Annotated in this window: 16 protein-coding genes and 3 pseudogenes; 9 read left to right on the top strand and 10 right to left on the bottom strand. The window is 69.9% G+C overall.

All coding sequences use genetic code 11. The annotated features are described in order from the left end of the window. Positions 1–3 precede the first annotated feature (3 nt). From ACOBQB_RS30370 to ssd, 5 genes and pseudogenes are all read right to left on the bottom strand, one after another. Positions 4–390: pseudogene (locus ACOBQB_RS30370) on the bottom strand (secretion protein); the annotation flags it as partial. A gap of 37 nt (positions 391–427) precedes the next feature. Beyond that, positions 428–2,875, bottom strand: a complete 2,448-nt coding sequence (locus ACOBQB_RS30365; RefSeq protein ID WP_423590873.1) for a tyrosine-type recombinase/integrase — start codon at positions 2,873–2,875, stop codon at positions 428–430. Next, a complete protein-coding gene (locus ACOBQB_RS30360; protein ID WP_423590875.1) occupies positions 2,872–4,131 on the bottom strand; it encodes a tyrosine-type recombinase/integrase in 1,260 nt (419 codons plus the stop codon). The genes ACOBQB_RS30365 and ACOBQB_RS30360 overlap by 4 nt, the downstream gene beginning before the upstream one ends. 113 nt (positions 4,132–4,244) lie before the next feature. Then, positions 4,245–5,111: pseudogene (locus tag ACOBQB_RS30355) on the bottom strand (TadA family conjugal transfer-associated ATPase); the annotation flags it as partial. Next, a pseudogene (gene ssd / locus ACOBQB_RS30350) lies at positions 5,108–6,252 on the bottom strand (septum site-determining protein Ssd). The pseudogenes ACOBQB_RS30355 and ssd, both read right to left, overlap by 4 nt. Positions 6,253–6,856: 604 nt before the next feature. Between ssd and ACOBQB_RS30345 the strand changes: the two are divergent. Next, a complete protein-coding gene (locus ACOBQB_RS30345; protein ID WP_423596175.1) occupies positions 6,857–7,681 on the top strand; it encodes an HAD family hydrolase in 825 nt (274 codons plus the stop codon). A 392-nt stretch (positions 7,682–8,073) separates the two neighbouring features. Here the strand turns inward: ACOBQB_RS30345 and ACOBQB_RS30340 are convergent, their stop codons facing one another. After that, complete coding sequence (locus ACOBQB_RS30340; protein WP_423596173.1) at positions 8,074–8,889, bottom strand: oxidoreductase; 816 nt, start codon at positions 8,887–8,889, stop codon at positions 8,074–8,076. Positions 8,890–8,990: 101 nt separating this feature from the next. On the opposite strand from ACOBQB_RS30340, the gene ACOBQB_RS30335 reads away from it, so the two are divergent. After that, positions 8,991–9,971 carry an ATP-binding protein gene (locus ACOBQB_RS30335; RefSeq protein WP_423596171.1) on the top strand — a complete coding sequence of 327 codons (981 nt, stop codon included), beginning with the start codon at positions 8,991–8,993 and terminating at the stop codon, positions 9,969–9,971. Between the two features lie 15 nt (positions 9,972–9,986). Here ACOBQB_RS30335 and ACOBQB_RS30330 read toward each other — a convergent pair whose 3' ends face one another. Beyond that, positions 9,987–11,270: a hypothetical protein gene (locus tag ACOBQB_RS30330; RefSeq protein WP_423596169.1), complete on the bottom strand. Its 1,284-nt coding sequence runs from the start codon at positions 11,268–11,270 to the stop codon at positions 9,987–9,989. A gap of 297 nt (positions 11,271–11,567) precedes the next feature. Here ACOBQB_RS30330 and ACOBQB_RS30325 point away from each other — a divergent pair, with 297 nt between their 5' ends. The 6 genes from ACOBQB_RS30325 (at position 11,568) to ACOBQB_RS30300 (ending at position 19,613) form a co-directional block, all read left to right on the top strand. Further along, complete coding sequence (locus ACOBQB_RS30325; protein ID WP_423596167.1) at positions 11,568–13,937, top strand: bifunctional SulP family inorganic anion transporter/carbonic anhydrase; 2,370 nt, start codon at positions 11,568–11,570, stop codon at positions 13,935–13,937. A 100-nt stretch (positions 13,938–14,037) separates the two neighbouring features. Beyond that, entirely contained in the window at positions 14,038–15,996 is a 1,959-nt protein-coding gene (gene acs, locus ACOBQB_RS30320; protein ID WP_423596165.1) for an acetate--CoA ligase, read from the top strand. 238 nt (positions 15,997–16,234) lie between these two features. Next, the gene (gene nhaA, locus ACOBQB_RS30315; RefSeq protein ID WP_423596163.1) at positions 16,235–17,674 is read left to right on the top strand and encodes a Na+/H+ antiporter NhaA; all 1,440 of its coding nucleotides are present in this window, start codon (positions 16,235–16,237) and stop codon (positions 17,672–17,674) included. A gap of 90 nt (positions 17,675–17,764) precedes the next feature. Continuing rightward, on the top strand, positions 17,765–18,262 hold the full coding sequence (locus tag ACOBQB_RS30310) for a phage holin family protein (protein WP_423596161.1): 498 nt from the start codon (positions 17,765–17,767) through the stop codon (positions 18,260–18,262). Next, the gene (locus tag ACOBQB_RS30305; RefSeq protein WP_423596159.1) at positions 18,259–19,299 is read left to right on the top strand and encodes an alpha/beta fold hydrolase; all 1,041 of its coding nucleotides are present in this window, start codon (positions 18,259–18,261) and stop codon (positions 19,297–19,299) included. Before ACOBQB_RS30310 ends, ACOBQB_RS30305 begins: the two co-directional genes overlap by 4 nt. 125 nt (positions 19,300–19,424) lie before the next feature. Then, positions 19,425–19,613 (top strand): hypothetical protein, encoded by a 189-nt coding sequence (locus ACOBQB_RS30300; protein ID WP_423596157.1) that lies wholly within the window; start codon positions 19,425–19,427, stop codon positions 19,611–19,613. Positions 19,614–19,647: 34 nt separating this feature from the next. Here the strand turns inward: ACOBQB_RS30300 and ACOBQB_RS30295 are convergent, their stop codons facing one another. The 3 genes from ACOBQB_RS30295 to nth all read right to left on the bottom strand — a co-directional run bounded on the left by ACOBQB_RS30295 (position 19,648) and on the right by nth (position 22,782). Continuing rightward, positions 19,648–20,853, bottom strand: coding sequence for a MarP family serine protease (locus ACOBQB_RS30295; protein ID WP_423596155.1), 1,206 nt, complete (start codon positions 20,851–20,853; stop codon positions 19,648–19,650). A gap of 49 nt (positions 20,854–20,902) precedes the next feature. Then, positions 20,903–21,721 carry an NUDIX hydrolase gene (locus tag ACOBQB_RS30290; RefSeq protein WP_423596153.1) on the bottom strand — a complete coding sequence of 273 codons (819 nt, stop codon included), beginning with the start codon at positions 21,719–21,721 and terminating at the stop codon, positions 20,903–20,905. 65 nt (positions 21,722–21,786) lie between these two features. After that, positions 21,787–22,782, bottom strand: a complete 996-nt coding sequence (gene nth / locus ACOBQB_RS30285) for an endonuclease III (protein ID WP_423596151.1) — start codon at positions 22,780–22,782, stop codon at positions 21,787–21,789. A 356-nt stretch (positions 22,783–23,138) separates the two neighbouring features. Here nth and ACOBQB_RS30280 point away from each other — a divergent pair, with 356 nt between their 5' ends. Continuing rightward, positions 23,139–23,813, top strand: coding sequence for a Crp/Fnr family transcriptional regulator (locus ACOBQB_RS30280; protein WP_016642758.1), 675 nt, complete (start codon positions 23,139–23,141; stop codon positions 23,811–23,813). Positions 23,814–23,831: the final 18 nt, after the last annotated feature.

The following is a 23,831-nucleotide window of genomic DNA, read 5'->3' as shown; positions in this document are numbered from 1 at the left end:
TACTCACGCCGGACCACCCCGCTCCCCGCCCAGGAGGAGCGAGTCCAGCCGCCCCCACCCGGGCCCCTCGACGAAGGCCTCCTCGCCCCATCGCAGCGCGGGCACGGTCTTCACCAGCCCCGATGTGGCACGCTCCAGGACATGCACCTCGGCGATGCGGCGGCGGCCCACCCGGTCACGTACGAGATGGACGACCACCGAGAGCGCTGCCGCCAGCTGGCTGTGCAGGGCGGCACGGTCGAGCCCCGCGGCCGTCCCCAGGGCCTCCAGGCGGGCCGGGACGTCCCCGGCGGCGTTGGCATGCACCGTGCCTTCTCCGAACTTAGAAGTCGCGCATGCTCCGAGCTCTCCGAGGATGGAAAGAGTGCTGGTCACAGGGCCTCCTCTCATGAAAGCGGCTCCGCCAGCGTGCTGGCGGAGCCGGGGGTCAGGCTCGTGCGGCGATCTCGCCGAACGAGGGCATTCCTAGGTAGATCGACTGTCTGGTTCTTGCCGTTTGCGCGTCCATCTGGGCGAGTTTGTCCTTGGCTCCCTCAAGGGTGGTCCCATGGCCCTTGACGTCACCGAGCCAGCCTTCTCGTTCGGCCTCGGCAATGCGGTCGACGAGGTTGTCCCTGTACTCGACGAGGCGCCGCCGCTCGCGCGGGTCCGGTCGGAGCATCGGACATCGGATGCAGGCGTGCTCGTGGATGCAGCCGGTTCCATAGGCGCGTCCGCAGGTGCCGATGGAGACCTTGCGGAGCTCGAAGTGCCCCAGGAACTCGTCCCATTCGGCGTCGGTCGGCCTGCGGTATTCCTCGCTCGGGCGTGTCGACCGGCGTCGCGCGATGAACGCGCGGTGGGCCTCGATGGCCTCCATGGGGTAGATCGCCTTGTAGCGCATGGTGGTCGAAATGTCGTCGTGACCGGCGATGACCTGCGCAATGTGTGGTGGCAGGCCGTTCATGATGGCGTCGGTGATGAAGATCCTTCGGAAGTCGTGAGGCTGGTAGTCGAGCTGCTGGCCGGTGTTGTCGGTCAGGCCGGCGAAGTCCAGGGTCTCGTCGAGAGCCCGGCGGATCGTGGTCTCGGAGATCGGCCGGTTCTGTCCGCCCGTGCGCCACTGGAACAGCAGCGGCATGGGCGCATTCCAGACCTTCTCGCCGCCGTCATAGGCGCGGACGAGCGGAACGGTCCCGGAGGCGTCGCGGATTCTGGTGATGATCGCGCCGAGGACGTCGGCGAGTTCGGGACTGACCAGCAGGAGCCGTTCCTTGTCGGTCTTCGACGGGGCGATCTGCAGCAGCGGGACGACCTCGCCCGTGGTGGGCAGGGTGTACTGAGTGATGCTGTGGTGGCTGACCTCCAGCATCTCCTCGATGCGGACGCCGGTGTGACGGAGGAACTCCACCGTCGCCCAGGCCCAGAAGGCCCGGTTCTCGGCATAGCCGAACGTGCAGCGACGTCCTTCCTCGTTGTAGACGGTGTTGGCGGTCACGCCGTCGGCCCAGCGGGGATGCTGGATGCGGGTGTAGGTCTTGCCGAGGACCTGGAACGTGGCTCCGGGGGCAACCTCAAGGGCCGCCTCGTGCCGTGTCCGGGCCTCCTTGAGCTGCCGGTCCGCGGCCTCGACGAGGGCTGGTAAGACGGGCAGCCGTTCCCTGGTGCGCTGGTCCGACTTCGCCTTCTGCCGACGGGCGTGCTTCTTGAAGGACAGCTCGGACTCCTTGACGGGGCTGGGCGCCACCCAGGCCGCCCAGCGTTCCGGCTCCTCGAAGGCCCACTGGGAGATGTCGAGGTAGAACGCGCGGATAGTGTTCAGCACCGAGATGGCGCTGTGCCGAACGGTGGTGATCTCGACGTAGCTGCCGTCCGGCTGGTTCTTGCGGCGGGTCTTGGTTCGGATGCGCTCCTTCCATGCGGTCGCGACGTTCTTCGGGAGTCGCAGTGAGTCGATCCCGGGCTGGTGACGTTCGAGGTCGGCCCAGAAGAGCTGGGCGAGGTTTCGCGACAACCCCTCCAACGACGTGTAGTCCAGGGAGGGTTGGCGCTCGGTGAGGTAGTCCACGATCAGGTCGCGGACCGGTCGGCACTTCAGCTGGTAGCGGTCCACGAGCTCTTCGACGCTGACCTGGCCGGCCCGCCGCTTGAAATCGCGGAGGGTCGCGGGCGAGTCCGGCGGAAAGACCTCCAGATTCTTGAGCCAGAGGTAGAACAGCGACCGGCCGCCTCCGGTGGCCATGACCTGGGCTTCGACGCCTCGCAGTTCGAGGCAGTCGCCGACGGTGATGTCGGCGACCTTGCCGCCCTTGGCCAGGATGATCGTGGCGATCTGGTTGCGGGCCTGCAGGCCGAGCTTGGCGTCCCAGATGCCCGGGTCGGACCGCGCTTCCAGGGCGGCGAAGCCGTCCGGGTCGCGATACTCGGCCACGATCTCGCGCATGTGCCGTGACCTGCGAGTCAGCAGCCAGGCGGGGTCGGGTCGGATCACATCCGCGATGGCAAGGGCCAAGATCCCGGCTCGGAGAACTCCGTCGGGAACACGGCCCACTTGCTCCTCGACCCAGGCTTCGAGCTCAGGCAGGCCGGCGGCGAAGTTCTTGTCCAGCGGGCTGTTGCACCAGCGCTGCTGCCAGGTCTCGCCGTCGAATTGCCTGAGCCACCAGAGGACGTTGCGAGCCCCGCGTCGCCGCGTGTAGCTCGTGTTCTTCCCGGCGTCCTTGAACAGCTCCTGCAGCCGATCGAGGATCGTGTCGAAATCGGCTGCAGTCTCCGGCCACGCCTCCGGAACGGACCTGGGAGGGTATGCCTTCAGCAGGGCCTTGTAGTGCGATCCGTGGAACGTGAGAACAGGGCCCTGAGCTGGCACTTTAGCCAGCAGCATCGTGGTGGTCATGATCGTCCGAACAGGACGTCCAGGCTTGCCGCGTTGTAGCCGGAAGCCGGCGGCCGCGGCGCGGGGAGCTTCCCTGCGGCCTGGCGGGCGTGGTGGGCGAGCAACTGCTCGACGATCTCGTCCTGGCTGGCCGCCAGGTAGATCTCCGTGGTGGACAGATGCGCGTGATTGAGGACCCACTGGACGTCGGTGAGTGACAGTTCGGGGTCGCGGGCCATGCGGTAAGCGGCGGTGTGCCGCAGGTCGTGAAGGGTCCAGTTCGACCCGAGGAGGTCGTTGGCCCGGTTGAACATGGCCCTGGCCGCGTCGTAGTTCAACGGGCGCCAGGGCCGTCTCAGCGTCCACCACAGCGTCTGGTTGCGGCCTCGGGGAACCCCGCCTCGCCAGGCCTCTTCCTGGGCCAGGCGGAGCCAAACGAACGCGTCGGTGGAGGCGGGAACCTGCTGATACTCGCGGGTGCCCTTGCGGGTCACGCCGAGCAGCTGCTGGCCCGGATGTGCGTCCTTGGTCTTGCTGCCGAGGAGTTCCTCGGCCCTGACCCCGGTGGAGACCCAGAAGGCCAGCAGGGCCCGGTCCCGGTTGTGGTTCAGCGCGGCGAACAGGGCGTTGAACAGCTCGTCGGGGATCCGCTTCGGGATCCGCTTGGGCACGGTCGGGCGGTAGCGGCCCGTCCGTTCGTCCTGGAAGACCTCCATGGGGTTGTGGTGGGCGTTCGGTCGCGCCGCCGCCTGGGCTCGGCGGGAACGGCGGGAGCGGTCAAGCGGGAACGGGTTGAGCAGCGGCCCGGCGCCGCCCTCTTCGCAGTGGAAGTCGTAGAACAGCCGGATGGCCGTCTCGTTGTGGGCCCTGGTCGTCGGCGCGTAGTTCTCGCCCGGCCCGGACTTGCCCGTCAGCGGGTTCGGGGTGCCGCGATCCGGTCGGATCTGCTTCGGGAGCCCGCCGGGCGGCAGCCCGTACTTCTCGTAGCGCCAGTGCAACCGAACAGGCTTGGGAGCGAGCTGGAGCCAGCGGGTGAAGTCCCGGGCGTCGGCTCGGCTCGCCTTGTTCCACTTGATTCCCAGGACCCACAGGAACCTGTACCAGCGCAGCAAGTCCATGCCGTACGACCGGATCGTGGCCGGCGGCTTGGAGCATGCCTGTAGTTCGGCGAACCACTCCGCCGCCTCTTCGACGACGACATCTTCAGGGTCGATGAGCCTGTACGGCTCCTCCGCCTTCCCCGTCTCCTCCAGCCGACCGATCTGCGGTACGGCCAAGTTCGTCAGGTCTCTGCGAAGCACTTCAGGTGAGTTCACGAGTGGGCTAACGCAGCAACCCTCATCTGGTCACTGACCTGCGGCAACGACCTACTTAGTTCGGTCAACAGGCAGCAGCCGCCCTCATGGCCGGTGTTGAGCGCGGCCAGCAGATGCACAACTTCCGCGCCCCGCACCTCGCCGACGACCAGCCGGTCGGGCCGCATCCGCAGCGCCTGGCGCACCAGGTCGTCCAGGCCCACGAGACCGGCCCCCTCTTGATTCGCCGGGCGGGATTCCAGGCGCACCACATGTGGATGCTCGGGCTTCAGCTCCGCGGAGTCCTCGGCCAGCACGATCCGCTCCTTGGCCCCGACCAGGCCGAGCAGCGCGCTCAGCAAGGTCGTCTTGCCGCTGCCCGTGCCACCGCTGATCAGGAAGGACAGGCGCGCGTCGAGCAGCGCCCGGAGCACGCGGTCACCGCCGGGTGGCACCGTCCCCGCCGCGACCAGCTCCGTGAGCGTGAAGGCCTTGGGCCGCACAACCCGCAGGGAGAGGCAGGTAGAACCCACGGCGACCGGTGGCAGCACGGCGTGCAGCCGGGTGCCGTCGGGGAGGCGCGCGTCCACCCACGGCCTCGCGTCGTCCAGGCGCCGTCCCGCCACGGCGGCGAGGCGTTGGGCGAGGCGGCGCACCGCCGCCGCGTCCCGGAACCTGACCGCGGTGAGCTCAAGGCCGCCGCCCCGGTCCACCCACACCCGGTTGGGCGCGGAGACCAGTACGTCGGTCACCGAGGAGTCCGCGAGCAGCGGCTCCAGAGGTCCCGCGCCGACCAGCTCCGACCGCAGCTGTTCGGCGGCGCCGAGTACTTCGGTGTCCCCAAGGACCCGGCCCTGGGCCCGCAGCGCCTCGGCGACGCGCGCGGGGGTGGGCTCCGTGCCGTTCTCCGCGAGCCACTGGCGCACTCCGTCCAGCATCCGCGCCCCGACGACGGCACTCATACGCCCCCTCCCGGAGCGTCGACCGGCACCCGGTCCCAGAAGGCTGCGCAGAACCGCGCCAGCGGGCCACGCACGGCTCCTCCGGGGGGCACGCCCGCCGTCTGGGCCGCCACCAGCTCCGCTTCCCAGGGCACCTCACCGGCCAGCGGCAGGCCGAGCAGCCCCGCCACCTCCTCCGCTTCGAGCCCGCCGAGGCCTTGGCGGTGCGCGCCCGTGGGGACCACCACCCGCAGGTCCCTCAGCACCAGTCCCGCCGCCGACGCCACCCGCCTGGCCCCCGCCACCGCGCGCAGCTCCGGCGGCACCACCAGGAGGCACAGGTCCAGCTGCTCCAACGCCTCCGCCACCGTCTCGTCCACCCGGCGCGGCAGGTCCACGACGACCACACCGCCGCGCCTGCGCGCCGCGGAGACGACCGCCCGCACCGCCTCCGGGGCGACCGCCACCGCTTCGCCCCGATCCCAGCTCAGGACCCGCAGCGCGTGCAGTTCCGGCAGCGACTCCTCCAACGCCTCTCCGCCGACCCTGCCCCGCGACGCGGCGAAGGCCGGCCAGCGCAGCCCTTCGGCCGTCTCCCCCCGAGGAGGATGTCCACGCCGCCGCCCAGCGGATCCGCATCGACGAGCATCGTGCGCCGCCCGGCGCGGGCGGCCGTGACCGCGAGGGCACAGGCGAGGGTGGAGGCCCCGGCCCCGCCGCGCCCTCCGATGACGCCGACGGTGAGCGCGGGCCGCCCCACGCCCTCGGCCACGTCGGCGATGCGGTCCACCAGCCACTGCTCGCCGTCGGGCAGGACCAGGACCTGCTCGGCGCCGATCTCCACCGCCCGCCGCCACACCCCGGAATCGTCCTGATCCCTCCCAACCAGCACGACCCCACGCCGTCGTTTCGCCCCGCGCACCCGGTGCGCCGCGTCGTCCCCGACGAGCACGAGCGGGGCCGTGTCCCAGCCCTCTCCGCGCTCCGGCCCGCCGTGGTGCACCTCGGGCCGCGCTCCCGCCGCGGCGCACAGCCGCAGCAGGTCATCGAGGAGTTCCACATCCTCCGTGACGATCAACGGCCCGCCCCGCCGCGCCGGCGCCGACGCCGGCCCGTCCGGCGATCCGTCCCGTGAACCGCCCCGTGAAATGACCCCACCCATGATCTCCATCCCCCTCTCACGCACGCTCCTGTGAATGCCGCGCTCCACATGGGCGAAGAACCGGCACAGCAATCCGGCCATGAACTTCGCGAGCAGAACGAGCGGAATCAGCGTGCAGCGGTCCTGGAAATCGTGTGGATCTTGGTCAATAACTGTGGACAAGGCGGTGGCTGTGAATATCTCCATCACCCGAACCGGTGACACGGCGACGACTTCGCGCCTGCTTCCCGCCCACTTCCCGGCCACTTCCCACCGGCTTCCCACCGGCTTCCCACCGGCTTCCCCGACGACTTCCGGCGGCTTCCACAGCGCACCCAAACAGCTACACACAGTAACGACTCTTGGGCAGAGCTCAAAACCGCCGCGAGGACCCAAGGAAGATCCGGAAGGCCGGGAGATGATCAACGGAGGGTTCAAAAACCCATCCGGACATGCGACGACCCCCGCCGGGGGAGAGCGGGGGTCGTCCCCACGGTCCGACTCGGGGGGGGAGGAGCCAGACCGGGTTAGCACGGTCGCGAACGATCCGTGACTTCCATGGTGTACCCGAGAGCCTTCTCAGGCAAACCCACGCGCCTCAGCTTACGCCGAATGGTGGGCGCCTATGCTCGGGCTCGTGGAAAACCACTCCTTGCCCCGCACCGCCGCCTTCTTTGACCTGGACAAGACGGTCATTGCGAAGTCGAGCACGCTCACGTTCAGCAAGTCGTTCTACCAAGGCGGCCTGATCAACCGCAGGGCCGTGCTGCGCACCGCGTACGCGCAGTTCGTCTTCCTGGCGGGTGGCGCCGATCACGACCAGATGGAGCGCATGCGCGAGTACCTCTCCGCCCTCTGCCGGGGCTGGAACGTGCGCCAGGTCCAGGAGATCGTCGCCGAGACCCTGCACGACCTGATCGACCCGATCATCTACGACGAAGCCGCGTCCCTCATCGAGGAGCACCACATCGCGGGCCGCGACGTCGTCATCGTCTCCACGTCCGGCGCCGAGGTCGTCGAGCCGATCGGGGAGCTTCTCGGCGCGGACAGGGTCGTGGCCACGCGCATGGTGGTCGGCGACGACGGCTGCTTCACCGGGGAGGTGGAGTACTACGCATACGGCCCCACCAAAGCGGAGGCGATCAAGGAATTGGCCCGCTCGGAGGGATACGACCTCGACCGCTGCTACGCCTACAGCGACTCTGCGACCGACCTGCCGATGCTCCAGACCGTCGGGCACCCCTTCGCGGTCAACCCCGACCGGACGCTGCGCCGCGAGGCCCTCGCGCGCGATTGGCCGATCCTCGACTTCCATCGCCCGGTGCCACTCAAGCAGCGCCTGCCCGCCCCGCCCCGGCCGGCACTCGTCGCGGCGGCCGCCGTGGGGGCGGCGGCGGCCACCGCGGGCCTCGTCTGGCTCGCCGGCCGCCGTCGCGCGACGACAGGCTGAGGGCGGGCTGACGGCGGGCTCGGCTGCCGCACTGCCGACTCCAGGCTCGCCCGATTCGCCCGTATTTGAACGCAAAAGTAAAGAAGTGCGGCCAGCACTACCGCTCGCCCCAGTACTGGAGTACAAAGGAGTCAACGGCCCGCGAGACCAAGGACATCCGAGAGGATTACCTTCTAACGCAACCACGGCCCCACGGACCGAAGCATGAACACCGGGCACCCACGCGACGTCGACCCGTCGATTACGGGCCAGCCGCACCAGGTGACGGGCGAAGTTCCCGACCTGATGGGCAACCTTCGAGGACGCTTGGTAACCCGGTGGACATGCCAGCGGCGGTACGGATATCCGTACCGCCGCAACCCTTTTCGGGACCCGTTGGGCCCCGCGCAGCCCTATGCCGCTCCGCGCTGGAGCGCCTCGCAGACCGCCGTGGACTCCCTGACGCCGAGTTCAACGGCCCTTCCGCAGTGGGCAATCCAGGCCGCCATGCCGTCCGGCGTACCGGAGGCGTAGCCGTCCAGCGCCGCCACATAGGCCGCTCGGCCCAACTCGGCGTGGCCCGCCTCGGCGGGGCAGATCGACTTCGGGTCGAGGCCGCTGCCGACCAGGACGATGCGCTCGGCCGCGCGCGCGACCAGGCCGTTGTGGGAGCCGAAGGGGCGCAGGGTGAGCAGTTCGCCGTGGACGATGGCGGCCATCACCAGGGCCGGCGCCGAGCTCCCCGCGATGATCAGCTGCGACAGCCCCTCCAGGCGCCCCGCCACCTCGTCGGCCTCCGGCAGGGGGAGCTCGATCAGCGGCTCCTCGACGGGCTCCCCCGCGAGGCGCGGGCGTCCCGCGGCCTCGGCGGAGTCCGCGGCGGCGACCAGGTGCAGCCGCGCGAGGACCCGCAGCGGCGACTGCCGCCAGATCGAAAGGAGTTGGCCCGCCTCGGCCGTCAGCCGCAGGGCCCCTCCTACGGTGCGCGCCTCGCCGTCGCCACTGAAGTCGCTGCGCCGGCGCACTTCCTCAAGGGCCCATTCGGCTCCGGAGAGCGCGGCGGAGCCGCGGGCGCCGCGCAGTGCCGCCTCAGAGGTGATCTCGTTGCTGCGGCGCCGCATGATCCGGTGTCCGTAGACCCGGTCCACGGCCCTGCGCACGGAGTCCACCGAGTCGGCCACGCCGGGCAGGGCCCCCAGGGCCGCGATCGGATCGGGTGTCGTACTCATGAGTACGACACTACGTACTCCAGCCCCCGACCCCACGAAGGAGTGGTCTTCTTCACGCACGCCCGGCACGCACCGTCCGCGAACCACTACTCTTTGTGGTTATGAAAATCGCTTTCGTGGGCAAGGGCGGCAGCGGCAAGACGACGTTGTCCTCGCTCTTCATCCGCCACCTCGCCGCCACCGGCGCCCCCGTCATCGCGGTGGACGCCGACATTAACCAGCACCTGGGCCCGGCGCTCGGCCTCGACGAGGCGGACGCCACGCGGCTGCCCGCTCTGGGGGCGCACCTGCCCCTGATCAAGGACTATCTGCGCGGCTCGAACCCGCGGATCACCTCCGCCGACACGATGATCAAGACGACGCCGCCGGGCGAGGGCTCGCGGCTGCTGCGGGTGCGCGAGGACAACCCCGTGTACGACGCATGCGCCCGGCCCCTGGAACTCGACGGCGCCACCGCGCGTTTGATGGTCACCGGGCCGTTCACCGAAGCCGACCTCGGTGTCGCCTGCTACCACTCCAAGACCGGAGCGGTGGAGCTGTGCTTGAACCACTTGGTCGACGGCCGCGACGAGTACGCGGTCGTGGACATGACCGCCGGCTCGGACTCCTTCGCCTCCGGCATGTTCACCCGCTTCGACATGACGTTCCTGGTCGCCGAGCCGACGAGAAAGGGGGTCTCCGTCTATCGCCAGTACAAGGAGTACGCACGCGACTTCGGCGTCGACCTCAAGGTCGTGGGCAACAAGGTGCAGGGCCAGGACGACATCGACTTCCTGCGCGAGCAGGTCGGCGACGACCTCCTGGTGACCGTCGGACACTCGGACTGGGTGCGCGCCATGGAGAAGGGCCGCCCGCCCCACTTCGCGCAGCTGGAGGAGGCCAACCGCCGTTCCCTGCACACACTTCAGGACACCGTCGACGCCTCGTACGAACGACGGGACTGGGAGCGCTACACCCGCCAGATGGTCCACTTCCACCTGAAGAACGCGCAGAGCTGGGGCAACGACCGCACGGGGGTCGACCTGGCGGCCCAGGTCGACCCCGACTTCGTTCTGCGCGAGCAGATGGTCACCCCTGCCTGAACGGGGCTCCTGGCGCTACGGCTTGCCCGCCGGAGCGCCCGGGACGCCCTTCGGGGCCGGTGCGGGCTGGGCGGAGAGGAACGCCGCCCAGCCTTCCTTGGGGGCCTTGCCGACCCGCAGCTTGGTCAGCTTGGCGAGCACCTTCGGGTCCTGCGCGTCGAGCCAGTCCGTGAGTTGCCGGAAGGAGACGCAGCGCACCTGGGGTTTGGTGCAGACCGCCTCGATGGTCTCCTCGATGGCGCGCATGTACGTGCCGCCGTTCCACGACTGGAAGTGATTGCCGATGATCAGCGGTGCGCGGTTGCCCTTGTACGCGCGCTCGAAGCCCTGAAGCAGCCCGTCACGCATCTGGTCGCCCCAGTACTCGTGCTTCGACGGGTCGCCATGCGAGGTCGACCCGGACTGGTTGACCATGAAGTTGTAGTCCATGGTGAGCGTCTCGAAGTTGCGGCCGGGGACCGGTACGAGCTGCATCGACAGGTCCCAGAGGCCTTCCTTCTTCTTGGGCCAGACCTGGTCGTTCACGCCGCTGGTGTCGTAGCGGAAGCCCAGCTGCCGCGCCGCCCGCATGAAGTTCTTCTGCCCCTCCAGGCACGGGGTCCGGGCCCCGATCAGCTCCTTTTCGTAGTCGAAGGGCAAGGGCTGCGCCTTGCGCAGGCCCGTGTTGGTCTTCCAGCCCTTCACAAAGGACTTGGCCTGCTTGATCTCGCTCTTCCAGTCCGCGACGGACCACTCGCCGACCCCCCGCCCCTTGCCGCAGAAGTGGCCGTTGAAGTGGGTGCCGATCTCGTTGCCCTCCAGCCATGCGGCACGGAGCTGCTCGACGGTGTTCTTGATTCCCTTGCGGTCGTTGAAGCCGATGTCCGAGCTGCCGGCCAGATGCTGCGGCGGCCTGTAGAGCCTGCGCTTCTCCTCGGGGAGCATGTACACGCCGCTGAGGAAGTACGTCATCGTGGCGTTGTTCCGCTTGGCCACCTTGCGGAAGTGGGAGAACAGCTTCTGGCCGTCCTCGCCCGCGCCGTCCCAGGAGAAGACGACGAACTGCGGGGGTTTCTGGCCGGGCTTCAGGCGGGCCGGTCTCGGCAGGTTGGGCTGCTTGCCGGTGAAGGCCGTGGAGCCGTCCCCGATCAGGCGGACCGGGCTCTTGGGCGCCTGGGCCCCGGCCGCTTTCTTCGCGCCAGGGGCGCCTTCCTTGGTGCCGGCGCCGGTGCCGGCGTCGCCTCCCGCGCAACCGGCCAGTGCTGCCGCGCAGGCCACGAGGGCGGTGAGGCTCGCGGTGGTCCTCCAGGTGGCGGCCATCTTCCGCCCACCTCTTTCCGTGCAAGTCGGGACAGAACGGTCAGCAACTTCGCACGGAGGCCGGAGTGAATTAGTACGACAAGCCGATAAAGATTTTTATTCACTCATCAGAGTGGTTGATTGCCCCATTTGCACCGATAGTCCACCCAGAACCTTTACTCTGCATTACTCTTCGTTTACCGAGAGTTGAGATATCCCGCCGCTGCAACGCCGTGACCCACGGCCGCGACCCGCCCTCCGGAGGCGTCCGGAGGACCCCCTGTTCCGCGACCGCGCTGCCCCGGAGGAGACGGGAAAATGTCTGCCTGCGTACCCACTCGCACCACCGACTCGGCCCCCACCCCTGGCGGCCAGGAGCCCCACACCCCACCGCACAAGAAGTTCCGCATCGCCGGTGCCGACGTCTCCGCGTCGATCGCCGTCTTCCTGATCGCCCTGCCGCTGTCCCTCGGCATCGCCCTCGCCACCGGAGCACCCCTCCAGGCGGGCCTCGTCGCCGCCGCCGTCGGCGGCATCGTCGCCGGGCGGATCGGCGGTTCCCCGCTCCAGGTCAGCGGCCCCGCCGCAGGGCTCACGGTCGTCACCGCCGACCTCATCCAGCGGTACGGCTGGCGGACCACCTGCGCCATCACCGTCCTCGCGGGCCTCGCACAGCTGGGCCTCGGCTGTCTGCGCGTCGCCCGCAGCGCGCTCGCCGTCAGCCCCGCCGTGGTGCACGGCATGCTGGCCGGCATCGGCGTCACCATCGCCGTCGCCCAGCTGCACATCGTGCTCGGCGGCACCCCGCAGAGCGAAGTGCTCGCCAACCTCCAAGCGCTGCCGGCCCAGCTGGCCGACCTGCATCCGGCGGCACTGTCGATCAGCCTGCTCACCCTCGCCGTCCTGCTGCTCTGGCCCCGGATCCCCGGCCGTGCCGGGCGCGTCGCCCGCGCCGTGCCCGCCGCCCTCGTGTCGGTGGCCCTCGCGACCTGCGTGGCCTCGGCCGCCGGACTGCGGCTCGACCGGGTCGAACTGCCCTCCTGGCGCAGTCACGCGCTGGCAGGGCTCCCCGAAGGACCCGCGCTCGGGCTCGTCGCCGCCGTGCTCACCATCACGCTGGTGTGCAGCGTGCAGTCGCTGCTCGGCGCCGTGGCCGTCGACAAGCTCGTCTCCAAGCAGCCCGAGCTGCACGCGGGCGTGCGCCGCTCCGACCTCAACCGCGAACTGCTCGGCCAAGGCAGCGCGAACATCGTCTCCGGCGCGCTCGGCGGCCTGCCCGTCGCCGGGGTCGCCGTGCGCACCGTGGCCAATGTGCGCGCGGGTGCCGTCAGCCGGAACTCCACGATGCTGCACGGCGTTTGGGTAGTAGTGGCCGCGCTGCTCCTGGTCCCCGCCCTGGAGCTGATCCCGCTCGCGGCCCTCGCCGCACTCGTCATGGCCGTCGGCCTCCAGATGGTCAGCCTGAACCACATCCGCACGATCACCCGCCACCGCGAGATCCTCGTCTACGCCGTGACCACCCTCGGCGTCGTCTTCCTCAACGTCCTTCAGGGCGTCGCCATCGGCATCGCCGTCGCCGTGGCCGTCTCCCTGCACCGCCTCGCCCGCACCCGCATCACCCACGAGGTGCGGGACGGCGCCCACCACGTCCGTGCCCGGGGCCAGTTGACGTTCCTCGCGGTGCCGCGCCTCAGCCGGACGCTGCACCTCGTACCCCACGGCGAGGACGTGGTCGTAGAGTTGGACGGCTCCTTCATGGACCACGCCGCGTACGAAACGCTCCAGTGCTGGCAGGACGAGCACACCGCCCACGGCGCCCGCGTCGAGATCACCGGCCGCGCCGGGACCCGCATCGCCGAGCCCGCCAGCGCCTCGCACTCGTGCTGCCGGCCGTGGACGCCCTGGCGCAACCACCACTGCGACCGGCCGCAGGAGGAACAGGATGCGGGCCGCCCCAGCAACCACCAACTGGCCAGCGGCATCAGCGCGTTCCAGCGGAACACGGCGCCCCATGTGCGGGAGGAGCTGGCCAGGCTGGCACGTGAGGGCCAGCAGCCCGCACAGCTGTTCCTGACGTGCGCGGACTCCCGGGTCGTCACATCGATGATCACCTCCAGTGGTCCCGGTGACCTGTTCGTCGTACGCAATGTGGGCAATCTGGTGCCGCTGCCGGGCGCGGAGAGCGGGGACGACTCGGTGGGCGCCGCGATCGAGTACGCGGTCGAGGTCCTCAAGGTGCGGTCCATCACCGTCTGCGGGCACTCCGGGTGCGGCGCCATGCAGGCGCTGCTCAACACCCCGCCCGGCGGCGCCCAGACGCCGCTGCGGCGGTGGCTGCGGCACGGCCTGCCGAGCCTGGAGCGGATGGGCGCACAGGACAGGGCGTGGGCGCGGCTGTCGGGGCGGGCACCCGCCGACGCGGTCGAGCAGCTCTGCCTCACCAATGTCGTCCAGCAGTTGGAGCACCTGAAGGCGCACGAGTCGGTGGCGCGCCGCCTTGCGGAGGGTGACCTCGAACTGCACGGCATGTACTTCCACGTCGGAGAGGCGCAGTCGTATCTGCTGACGGAGGGCAGCGATACCGAGCACCTGCCCGACGAGGTGTTCGACCAGGTGGTACCCACCGCGCTGGTCGAGGGCCGGGAGTCCGAAACCCCGCGGGAGACCGACGTGAGGGATAAGGTCTAAACCAATTTTCGGCAGGCCCTTGTCACCACGGGATGTCTCTGATGAGCTGTGGCTTCGGACACAACGGTCGCCCCCGGCAAAGCAGCGCAAGGGAGATGTCGTGAGCAATGAAAGCCTGGCCAACCTCTTGAAGGAGGAGCGTCGCTTCGCGCCGCCGGCGGAGCTGGCGGCCGCCGCCAACGTCACCGCGGCGGCGTACGAACAGGCCAAGGCTGACCGGCTCGGCTTCTGGGCCGAGCAGGCCCGCCGGCTGACCTGGGCCACGGAACCGACCGAGACGCTCGACTGGTCGAACCCGCCGTTCGCCAAGTGGTTCGCCGACGGGAAGCTCAACGTCGCGTACAACTGCGTCGACCGCCACGTCGAGGCGGGCCACGGCGACCGTGTCGCGATCCACTTCGAGGGTGAGCCCGGCGACAGCCGGGCCATCACCTACGCCGAGCTCAAGGACGAGGTCAGCCGCGCGGCCAACGCCCTGACCGAGCTCGGGGTCCAGAAGGGCGACCGCGTGGCCGTCTATCTGCCGATGATTCCCGAGGCGGTCGTCGCGATGCTGGCCTGCGCCCGCATCGGCGCCACGCACTCGGTGGTCTTCGGCGGTTTCTCCGCGGACGCCATCGCCGCCCGCATCGAGGACGCCGACGCCAAGGTCGTCATCACGGCCGACGGCGGCTACCGCAGGGGCAAGCCCTCCGCGCTCAAGCCCGCCGTGGACGAGGCCGTGAGCCGCGTGGAGGGGGTCCGGAAGGTCCTGGTCGTCCAGCGCACCAAGCAGGACGTGGCCTGGACCGAGGGCCGCGACGTGTGGTGGCACGAGATCACGCGGAAGCAGTCCGCCGAGCACACCCCCGAGGCCTTCGACGCCGAGCACCCGCTCTTCATCCTCTACACCTCGGGCACCACGGGTAAGCCGAAGGGCATCCTGCACACCTCCGGCGGCTACCTCACCCAGACGGCCTACACCCACCACGCTGTCTTCGACCTCAAGCCTTCGAGCGACGTCTACTGGTGCACGGCCGACGTCGGCTGGGTCACCGGCCACTCGTACATCACGTACGGCCCGCTGGCGAACGGCGCGACGCAGGTGATGTACGAGGGCACCCCCGACACCCCACACCAGGGCCGCTTCTGGGAGATCGTCCAGAAGTACGGGGTCACGATCCTCTACACCGCGCCCACGGCGATCCGTACGTTCATGAAGTGGGGCGACGACATCCCCGCGAAGTTCGACCTCGCCAGCCTGCGGGTCCTCGGTTCGGTCGGCGAGCCGATCAACCCCGAGGCCTGGATGTGGTACCGGAAGCACATCGGCGGCGACAAGTGCCCCATCGTGGACACCTGGTGGCAGACCGAGACCGGCGCGATGATGATCTCGCCGCTGCCGGGTGTGACCGAGACGAAGCCGGGAAGCGCCCAACGCGCGCTGCCGGGCATCAGCGCCACCGTCGTCGACGACGAGGCGAACGAAGTGCCGGACGGCGGCGGTGGCTACCTCGTCCTGACCGAGCCGTGGCCGTCGATGCTGCGCACCATCTGGGGCGATGACCAGCGGTTCCTGGACACGTACTGGTCGCGCTTCGAGGGCCGGTACTTCGCCGGTGACGGCGCGAAGAAGGACGAGGACGGCGACATCTGGCTGCTGGGCCGCGTGGACGACGTGATGCTCGTGTCCGGGCACAACATCTCCACCACCGAGGTCGAGTCCGCGCTCGTCTCGCACCCCTCGGTCGCCGAGGCGGCGGTCGTGGGCGCGGCGGACGAGACGACCGGCCAGGCCATCGTCGCCTTCGTGATCCTGCGCGGCACGGCGAACGCCGAGGACGAGGGCCTGGTGGCGAACCTGCGCAACCACGTGGGCGCCACGCTCGGCCCGATCGCCAAGCCGAAGCGGGTCCTGCCGGTGGCGGAGCTACCGAAGACCCGTTCGGGCAAGATCATGCGGCGCCTGCTGCGGGACGTCGCGGAGAACCGCGAGCTGGGTGACGTCACCACGCTCACGGACTCCTCCGTCATGGAGCTGATCCAGTCCAGGCTCCCGTCCGCGCCGAGCGAGGACTGAGGCGACAGGCGACTGACGGCAGGCGACAAGCGGCAGGCGACTGACCGGCACACGAACGCGAGTGCGAGGAGGGCATCCGGCGAACGCGCCGGGTGCCCTCCTCGCACTTAGAGTGAAGATCACCGGATGCGTCCGCGCGTAGGTTAGGTAGGCTAAGAACCGCGTCAACGTCGCGACAAGAATTCACCCTCGACGCCGCGACGGGAAGTACCTAGGTGCGCCGGGAAGTCTGGTCGGCATGTGCTCACCCCTGCCCACCGACCGGAGGTCGACTCACGTGACCGCGCCCGCCCCCCGCCCCAGCCGCAAGGTCCTCACCCGGCTCTCGCTGCCCGAACGTAATTTCGTCGCCGAGGCCCTGCGTGCCGAGACGGTCGGCGGCGTGCTGCTGCTCGTCGCCGCCGTCACCGCGCTGATCTGGGCGAACACGGCCGGAGGCTCGTACGAGTCGGTGCGCGGCTTCCACCTCGGGCCCGCGTCGCTCGGGCTCGACCTCTCCCTCCAGCACTGGGCGGCCGACGGGCTGCTCGCGGTCTTCTTCTTCGTGGCGGGCATCGAACTCAAGCGCGAGTTGGTCGCCGGTGATCTGCGCGATCCCCGGGCCGCCGCGCTGCCCGTCGTCGCGGCGCTCTGCGGCATGGCGGCGCCCGCACTCGTCTACGTCCTGACCAACACCCTCGGCGGCGGGTCGATGGACGGCTGGGCCGTGCCGACCGCCACCGACATCGCCTTCGCGCTCGCGGTCCTCGCCGTCATAGGCACGTCGTTGCCGTCCGCGCTCCGGGCCTTCCTGCTCACGCTCGCGGTCGTCGACGACCTCTTCGCGATCCTGATCATCGCCGTCTTCTTCACCAACGACCTCAACTTCCCCGCGCTCGGCGGCGCCGTCGTCGGCCTCGTCGTCTTCTGGCTGCTGCTCAGGAAGCGGGTACGCGGCTGGTACATCTACGTGCCCCTGGCGCTCGCCATCTGGGGCCTGATGTACAACAGCGGCATCCACGCCACCATCGCGGGCGTCGCCATGGGCCTGATGCTGCGCTGCCACCGGGAGGACGACAGTGAGCAGCACTCCCCCGGCGAGCACATCGAACATCTCGTACGACCTCTCTCCGCGGGCCTGGCCGTGCCGCTGTTCGCCCTGTTCAGCGCGGGTGTCTCCGTCTCGGGCGGCGCGCTCGGCGACGTGTTCACCCAGCCGGAGACGCTCGGTGTGGTCCTCGGCCTCGTGGTCGGCAAGGCGGTCGGCATCTTCGGCGGCACCTGGCTCGCGGCCCGCTTCACCAAGGCGGAGCTCAACGACGACCTGGCCTGGCCCGACGTGTTCGCGGTCGCCTCGCTGGCCGGCATCGGCTTCACGGTGTCGCTGCTGATCGGCGAACTCGCGTTCGCCGAGGACCCCCTGCTCACCGACGAGATCAAGGCCGCCGTACTGATCGGCTCGCTCATAGCGGCCGTACTCTCCGGAACCCTGCTGAAGCTGCGGAACGCCAAGTACCGCAAGCTGTGGGAGGAAGAGGAGCGCGACGAGGACCTCAGCGGCGTACCGGACATCTACGAGCTGGAGGACCCGGAGTACCACCGCCGAATGGCCGCCATCTACGAGAAGAAGGCCGCGGAACACCGCAGGCTTGCCGAAGTGGCGGGTGGGGAACGCAAGGATGGCAACGGTCCGGCATGATCTGAGCAGACATATCTCAGAACTCTGAGCAGATATGCCGCAGAAGAGATCAGAAGAGTAAAACCAGCCAGAGAACAAGGGGAGAACGCGATGAGCTCACCCGACGGTCACGTCGGCGCCGAGCGCAGCCTCGGCCAGCTGGTCGCCACGGCGACCGGCGAGATGTCCGCGCTGGTGCACGACGAGATCGCGCTGGCCAAGGCCCAGCTGCGACAGGACGTCAAGCGCGGCGCGATCGGCGGTGGCGCGTTCGCCGCGGCCGGCACGGTCCTCATCTTCTCGCTGCCGATGCTGAGCTTCGCCCTCGCGTACGGCATCCGTACCTGGAGCGGCTGGAATCTCGCGGTCTGCTTCCTGCTCTCCTTCGCCGCGAACGTGCTGGTGGCCGGAGCGCTCGCGCTGATCGGCGTCGTCTTCGCGAAGAAGGCCAAGAAGGGCAAGGGCCCGCAGAAGGTCGCGGCTTCGGCCAAAGAGACGGCAGCCGTACTGGGGAACGTCAAGCCGCATCCCCGTGCGGTGAGTCCGGCCGCCGTCGTGGACGTCCGAGTCGGTGAGACGGGGGCCACTGTGGCACGCTCGTCCTCATGACGGACCCCGCCCATCACGACCCTGCCCCTCAGGACCCCACCCCGCAGAGCCACGCCCCTCAGGACCACGCCCGCACCGGCGCCACGCAGTACGGCCCCACGCTCGGCGCCACCGCTCATGCGGCACAACCGGCCTCGGCCGTACGCGTCGAGGGGCCCTGGACCCACCGGGACGTGGCCGCCAACGGCGCGCGGTTCCACATCGCCGAAATGGGTGACGGGCCGCTGGTCCTGCTCCTGCACGGCTTCCCCCAGTTCTGGTGGACGTGGCGGCACCAGCTGGTGGCGCTCGCCGACGCGGGCTTCCGTGCCGTCGCGATGGACCTGCGGGGTGTGGGCGGCAGCGACCGCACCCCGCGCGGGTACGACCCGGCGAACCTCGCGCTCGACATCACCGGCGTCGTGCGCTCACTCGGTGAGCCGGACGCCGCGCTCGTCGGGCACGACCTCGGCGGGTACCTGGCGTGGACGGCGGCCGTGATGCGCCCCAAGCTGGTGCGCCGCCTCGCGGTCTCCTCGATGCCGCATCCGCGCCGCTGGCGCTCGGCGATGCTCTCCGACAGGAAGCAGACCGCCGCGGGGTCCTACGTGTGGGGCTTCCAGCGGCCGTGGCTGCCGGAGCGTCAACTCGTCGCCGACGACGGCGCCCTGGTGGGGCGTCTGGTCCGGGACTGGTCGGGTCCCCGGCTGCCGGAGGACGAGGCGGTGGAGACGTATCGGCGCGCCATGTGCATCCCGTCGACGGCGCACTGCTCGATCGAGCCGTACCGCTGGATGGTGCGGTCGATGGCACGGCCCGACGGCATCCAGTTCAACCGTCGCATGAAGCGGCCGGTGCGCGTGCCGACGCTGCATCTGCACGGTTCGCTCGATCCGGTGATGCGTACGAGGAGCGCGGCGGGGTCCGGCGAGTACGTCGAAGCGCCGTACCGCTGGCGGCTGTTCGACGGGCTCGGACACTTTCCGCACGAGGAGGACCCGGTGGCGTTCTCCACGGAGCTGGTGAACTGGCTGAAGGATCCCGAGCCCGACCGCTGACCGGAGCCTCCCGAACCGCTTCCGGCACGAACATCTGTCCTACGAACGCCAATTGCCCGCCGCATAGGCCAATTGGGTTCCCCGCGCACGGTTACCGACCATGCGGCCCGGGCAGACGTCGGGGTATGGGCTGGACGCACGACTACAGTGACGCAGCACGCAATCGCCGCTCGGCCACAGCGCTGAACAGCCGCGAGAGGGGCGGGCCGCAGGACCCGGGCCGTCACGGCCCTCCTCAGGGCATGGGAATTCCCCGCATCCTCCGCCGCAGGGCCCGCTGGGTCTCCGCGCGGCTCCGGCATACGCGCGACTGACCCCGGCCCGCTCCCCGCGGCTCCCGGGCGCGGCCTAAAGCGCGCAGCCCTGGCTGTCGACCTCTTGGTTGGCGGTGCGGCCGCGCTCGATGTCCTCGCGCACCTCGTCCGCCGTCAGGGCGTAACCCGTGTCCGGGTCGTCGAGGGACTTGGCGAAGACCACGCCGTAGACCTTGCCGTCGGGCGTGAGCAGCGGGCCGCCGGAGTTGCCCTGGCGGACCGTCGCGTAGAGCGAGTAGACGTCGCGACGCACGGTGCCCCGGTGGTAGATGTCCGGTCCCTTGGCCGAGATGCGGCCGCGCACGCGCGCGGGGCGGACGTCGTAGGGCCCGTCCTCGGGGAAGCCCGCGACGATGGCGCTGTGCCCGCTGGCCGCGTCCGCGGACGTGAACTGGAGCGGCGGCGCCTTCAGCGTGGGCACGTCCAGTACGGCGATGTCCCGCTCCCAGTCGTAGAGGACGACCTTCGCGTCGTACACCTGGCTCTGATCGCCTATCTGGACGGTCGGCTCGTCCACGCCGCCGACCACGTGCGCGTTCGTCATCACGCGGCGGTCGGCGAAGACGAAGCCGGTGCCTTCGAGGACCTTGCCGCAGCTGCGGGCCTCACCGCGCACCTTCACGATGGAGCGCTTCGCGGTCGTGGCCACCTTGCTCTTGGCGAGCTTGGGGTCGGGCGGCTGGACCTCCGTGATGGGCTCGTCGGAGAACGGGCTGAAGACCTGCGGGAAGCCGTTCTGCGCGAGGACGGAGGAGAAGTCGTCGAACCACGTGTCGGCCTCGGCCGGCAGGGCGCGCGAGACACCGAGGAGCACCTTGGAGTTACGCACCTCCTTGCCGACCGTGGGCAGCGTCGTCCCGGCGAGGAGGGAGCCGATCATCCAGGCGACCAGGAGCATCGCCACCACGTTCACCAGCGCGCCGCCCGTCGCGTCCAGGGCGCGGGCGGGCTGCCAGGTGATGTATCTGCGCAGCTTGTTGCCGAGGTGGGTGGTGAAGGCCTGGCCGATCGAGGCGCAGACGATCACGATGACGACGGCGACCACCGCCGCGGTCGTACTCACCTGTGCCGCGTCGTCGTCCGTCAGGGCGTCCCAGATGACCGGCAGCAGATAGACGGCGACCAGGCCGCCGCCGAGGAACCCGATCACCGAGAGGATGCCGACCACGAAGCCCTGACGATAGCCCACGACCGCGAACCACACGGCGGCGAGCAGCAGCAGGACGTCCAGCACGTTCACCGATTCAATCCTCGCCTCGCATCGCGGTCGCCACTTCGCTGCAACCTTGTCATGCGCGCCAGTCGAGCGGGACCTGCTTACTGCGGTCCCAGGGGCGCTCCCAGCCCGCGAAGTGCAGAATTCTATCGATCACTCCGGCGGTGAAACCCCAGACCAGGGCCGACTCGACGAGGAACGCGGGGCCGCGGTGGCCGCTCGGGTGGATCGCCGTCACGCGGTTCGCCGGGTCCGTGAGATCGGCCACGGGCACCGTGAAGACGCGGGCTGTCTCGTTCGGATCGACGACGCCGACCGGGCTCGGTGCGCGCCACCAGCCGAGCACGGGCGTGACGACGAAATCGCTCACGGGGATGAACAGGCGCGGCAGTACGGCGAAGAGCTGGACGCCCCGGGGGTCGAGGCCCGTCTCCTCCTCGGCCTCGCGCAGGGCGGCGCGCAGAGGGCCGTCGGTGCGCGGGTCGCCGTCCTCGGGGTCGAGGGAGCCGCCGGGGAAGGAGGGCTGCCCCGCGTGGGAGCGGAGGGAGCCGGCGCGCTCCATCAGGAGCAGCTCGGGGCCGCGCTCGCCCTCTCCGAAGAGGACGAGGACGGCGGACTGACGGCCGGCGCCGCTCTCCGGGGGCAGGAAGCGGCTCAGCTGGAGCGGCTGGACGGTCCGGGCGGCGCGGGCGACGGGGGTCAGCCAGGAGGGCAGGGAGTCGGTGCTGAGGAGATCGTGGTCGGGGCTGTGGCCTAGGCCGGGGCTGGGCCTGTGGCCGGAGCTGGTGCCATCGCCCTTGTGGTTGCCGTTGCTGTTGCCATTGCCGTTGCCCGCAGCCTTGAGCCCGTTGTCGCTGTCCGTGGCGTTCGTCATATCGCTCGCGTGCGTCATCGGCACCCCCGTCCGTCTCTCCACAACGCTCTTCGCCCCTGGGTTCGTTCCGCCCTGCCGTGCTTTCACCCCGCGGCCAAGGGTGGCGCGGGCTTTCCGGGGTAGCCCGCCGGGGGCTTGAGCCGCTGGCCCGGGAAGCCGCCCATCTCGTACTTCAGGAGCTTCTTCGCCTTCTCCGGGTCCGTCTCGCCCTCTCCGTACGACGGGCAGAGCGGGGCGATCGGGCAGGCGCCGCAGGCGGGCTTGCGGGAGTGGCAGATGCGGCGGCCGTGGAAGATGACGCGGTGCGAGAGCATCGTCCACTCGCTCTTCGGGAAGAGCGCGGCGACGGCGGTCTCGACCTTCTCCGGGTCCGTCTCCTCGGTCCACTTCCAACGGCGTACGAGCCGGCCGAAGTGGGTGTCCACAGTGAGCCCAGGGACGCCGAACGCATTGCCCAAGACCACGAACGCGGTCTTGCGGCCCACGCCGGGCAGCTTGACCAGGTCGTTGAGGCGCCCCGGCACCTCGCCCCCGAAGTCGTCCCGCAGGGCCTTCGCCAGACCCATGATCGACTTCGTCTTGGCGCGGAAGAACCCGGTGGGCCTGATCAGCTCCTCGACCTCCTCGGGGACGGCGGCGGCCAGATCCTCCGGGGTCGGGTACTTGGCGAACAGCCGCGGCGTCGTCTGGTTCACGCGCAGGTCGGTGGTCTGCGCCGAGAGCACCGTGGCGACCAGCAGCTCGAAGGGGTTCTCGAAGTCCAGCTCGGGGTGGGCGTACGCGTACACGTCGGCGAGCTCGCGGTTGATCCGCCGGGCACGGCGGACGAGGGCGGTGCGGGACTCGGGCGCGGCCTTCTTGGCGGGAGCCTTGGCGGCTTTCTTGGCGGGCGCGGCCTTCTTCGCGGGCGCGGTCTCCTTGGCGGAGGCGGTCTTCTTGGCGGAGGCTGCCGCTGTCGGCGTCTTCTTCGTCACTGGAGGTGCCTTCTTCGGGGAGGTCGATCGCCGCGCGGGGGCCGTTCGCTTCTCGGGGGACGGTGGGGACGGTTCTCTCGTCTCTCTCGTCGCCCCTACCCCCATCGGCGCCGGCCTTGCGCCCTTCGCCGACGGCGGTGTGTCCTTCGAACGCACTACACGCGCCCGAATTGTCGGATTGTCCGACCCTCCGGACGCCTGTTCGCCCACAGCGGAATCGCGGGGTGCGGCCACCATCTCAGCCCCCTCGGCCTGTGCTCTCACCGGCTTTTTGGACACCCGGCCAGCCTAGAGCCCCCCACTGACATCCGTCCCTGACCCCAAAGATCGGCCCCCAATTGGCCCCCTCCCCCACAGCACGCCACGCCAGTGCGGCAGACTTGTGACTGATCACACTGTTTGGACCGTCCGGCAAAATGGGGAACACGGTCCCCTGATGCAGGTCGACAAGGAGAGAACTCGTGGACGACGTTCTGCGGCGCGCCCCGCTCTTCGCGGCGCTCGATGACGAGCAGGCCGCGGAGCTCCGCGCCTCCATGAGTGAGGTGACGCTCGCGCGCGGGGATGCGCTTTTCCATGAGGGCGACCCCGGAGACCGCCTGTATGTGGTCACCGAGGGCAAGGTGAAGCTCCACCGCACCTCGCCCGACGGCCGGGAGAACATGCTCGCGGTGCTCGGCCCCGGTGAGCTGATCGGTGAGCTGTCGCTCTTCGACCCGGGCCCGCGGACGGCCACGGCCTCCGCCCTCACCGAGGTGAAGCTGCTCGGCCTCGGCCACGGCGACCTCCAGCCCTGGCTGAACGCACGGCCCGAGGTGGCCGCCGCGCTCCTGCGCGCCGTCGCCCGGCGCCTTCGCAAGACCAACGACCAGATGTCCGACCTGGTCTTCTCCGACGTGCCGGGCCGTGTGGCCCGCGCGCTGCTCGACCTCTCGCGCCGCTTCGGCGTGCAGTCCGAGGAGGGCATCCACGTCGTGCACGACCTCACGCAGGAAGAGCTCGCCCAGCTGGTCGGCGCCTCCCGCGAGACGGTCAACAAGGCCCTGGCGGACTTCGCGGGCCGCGGCTGGCTGCGCCTGGAGGCGCGCGCGGTGATCCTGCTGGACGTCGAGCGCCTCGCCAAGCGGTCGCGCTGACGCTGACGCCGAGTCTGT

Origin of the sequence: Streptomyces sp. G5(2025) (genome assembly GCF_049542075.1) — a bacterium.
Lineage (GTDB): Bacteria > Actinomycetota > Actinomycetes > Streptomycetales > Streptomycetaceae > Streptomyces.
Note: the sequence above shows the minus strand (reverse complement) of the source record. Positions and strands in the feature narration are given on the sequence as shown.

Coding starts and splice junctions, on each gene's coding strand:
- ACOBQB_RS30365 (WP_423590873.1), bottom strand. CDS start 2,875: ATGACCACCACGATGCTGCTGGCTAAAGTGCCAGCTCAGGGCCCTGTT.
- ACOBQB_RS30345 (WP_423596175.1), top strand. CDS start 6,857: ATGCTCGGGCTCGTGGAAAACCACTCCTTGCCCCGCACCGCCGCCTTC.
- ACOBQB_RS30340 (WP_423596173.1), bottom strand. CDS start 8,889: ATGAGTACGACACCCGATCCGATCGCGGCCCTGGGGGCCCTGCCCGGC.
- ACOBQB_RS30335 (WP_423596171.1), top strand. CDS start 8,991: ATGAAAATCGCTTTCGTGGGCAAGGGCGGCAGCGGCAAGACGACGTTG.
- ACOBQB_RS30330 (WP_423596169.1), bottom strand. CDS start 11,270: ATGGCCGCCACCTGGAGGACCACCGCGAGCCTCACCGCCCTCGTGGCC.
- ACOBQB_RS30325 (WP_423596167.1), top strand. CDS start 11,568: ATGTCTGCCTGCGTACCCACTCGCACCACCGACTCGGCCCCCACCCCT.
- nhaA (WP_423596163.1), top strand. CDS start 16,235: ATGTGCTCACCCCTGCCCACCGACCGGAGGTCGACTCACGTGACCGCG.
- ACOBQB_RS30310 (WP_423596161.1), top strand. CDS start 17,765: ATGAGCTCACCCGACGGTCACGTCGGCGCCGAGCGCAGCCTCGGCCAG.
- ACOBQB_RS30305 (WP_423596159.1), top strand. CDS start 18,259: ATGACGGACCCCGCCCATCACGACCCTGCCCCTCAGGACCCCACCCCG.
- ACOBQB_RS30300 (WP_423596157.1), top strand. CDS start 19,425: ATGGGCTGGACGCACGACTACAGTGACGCAGCACGCAATCGCCGCTCG.
- ACOBQB_RS30290 (WP_423596153.1), bottom strand. CDS start 21,721: ATGACGCACGCGAGCGATATGACGAACGCCACGGACAGCGACAACGGG.
- nth (WP_423596151.1), bottom strand. CDS start 22,782: ATGGGGGTAGGGGCGACGAGAGAGACGAGAGAACCGTCCCCACCGTCC.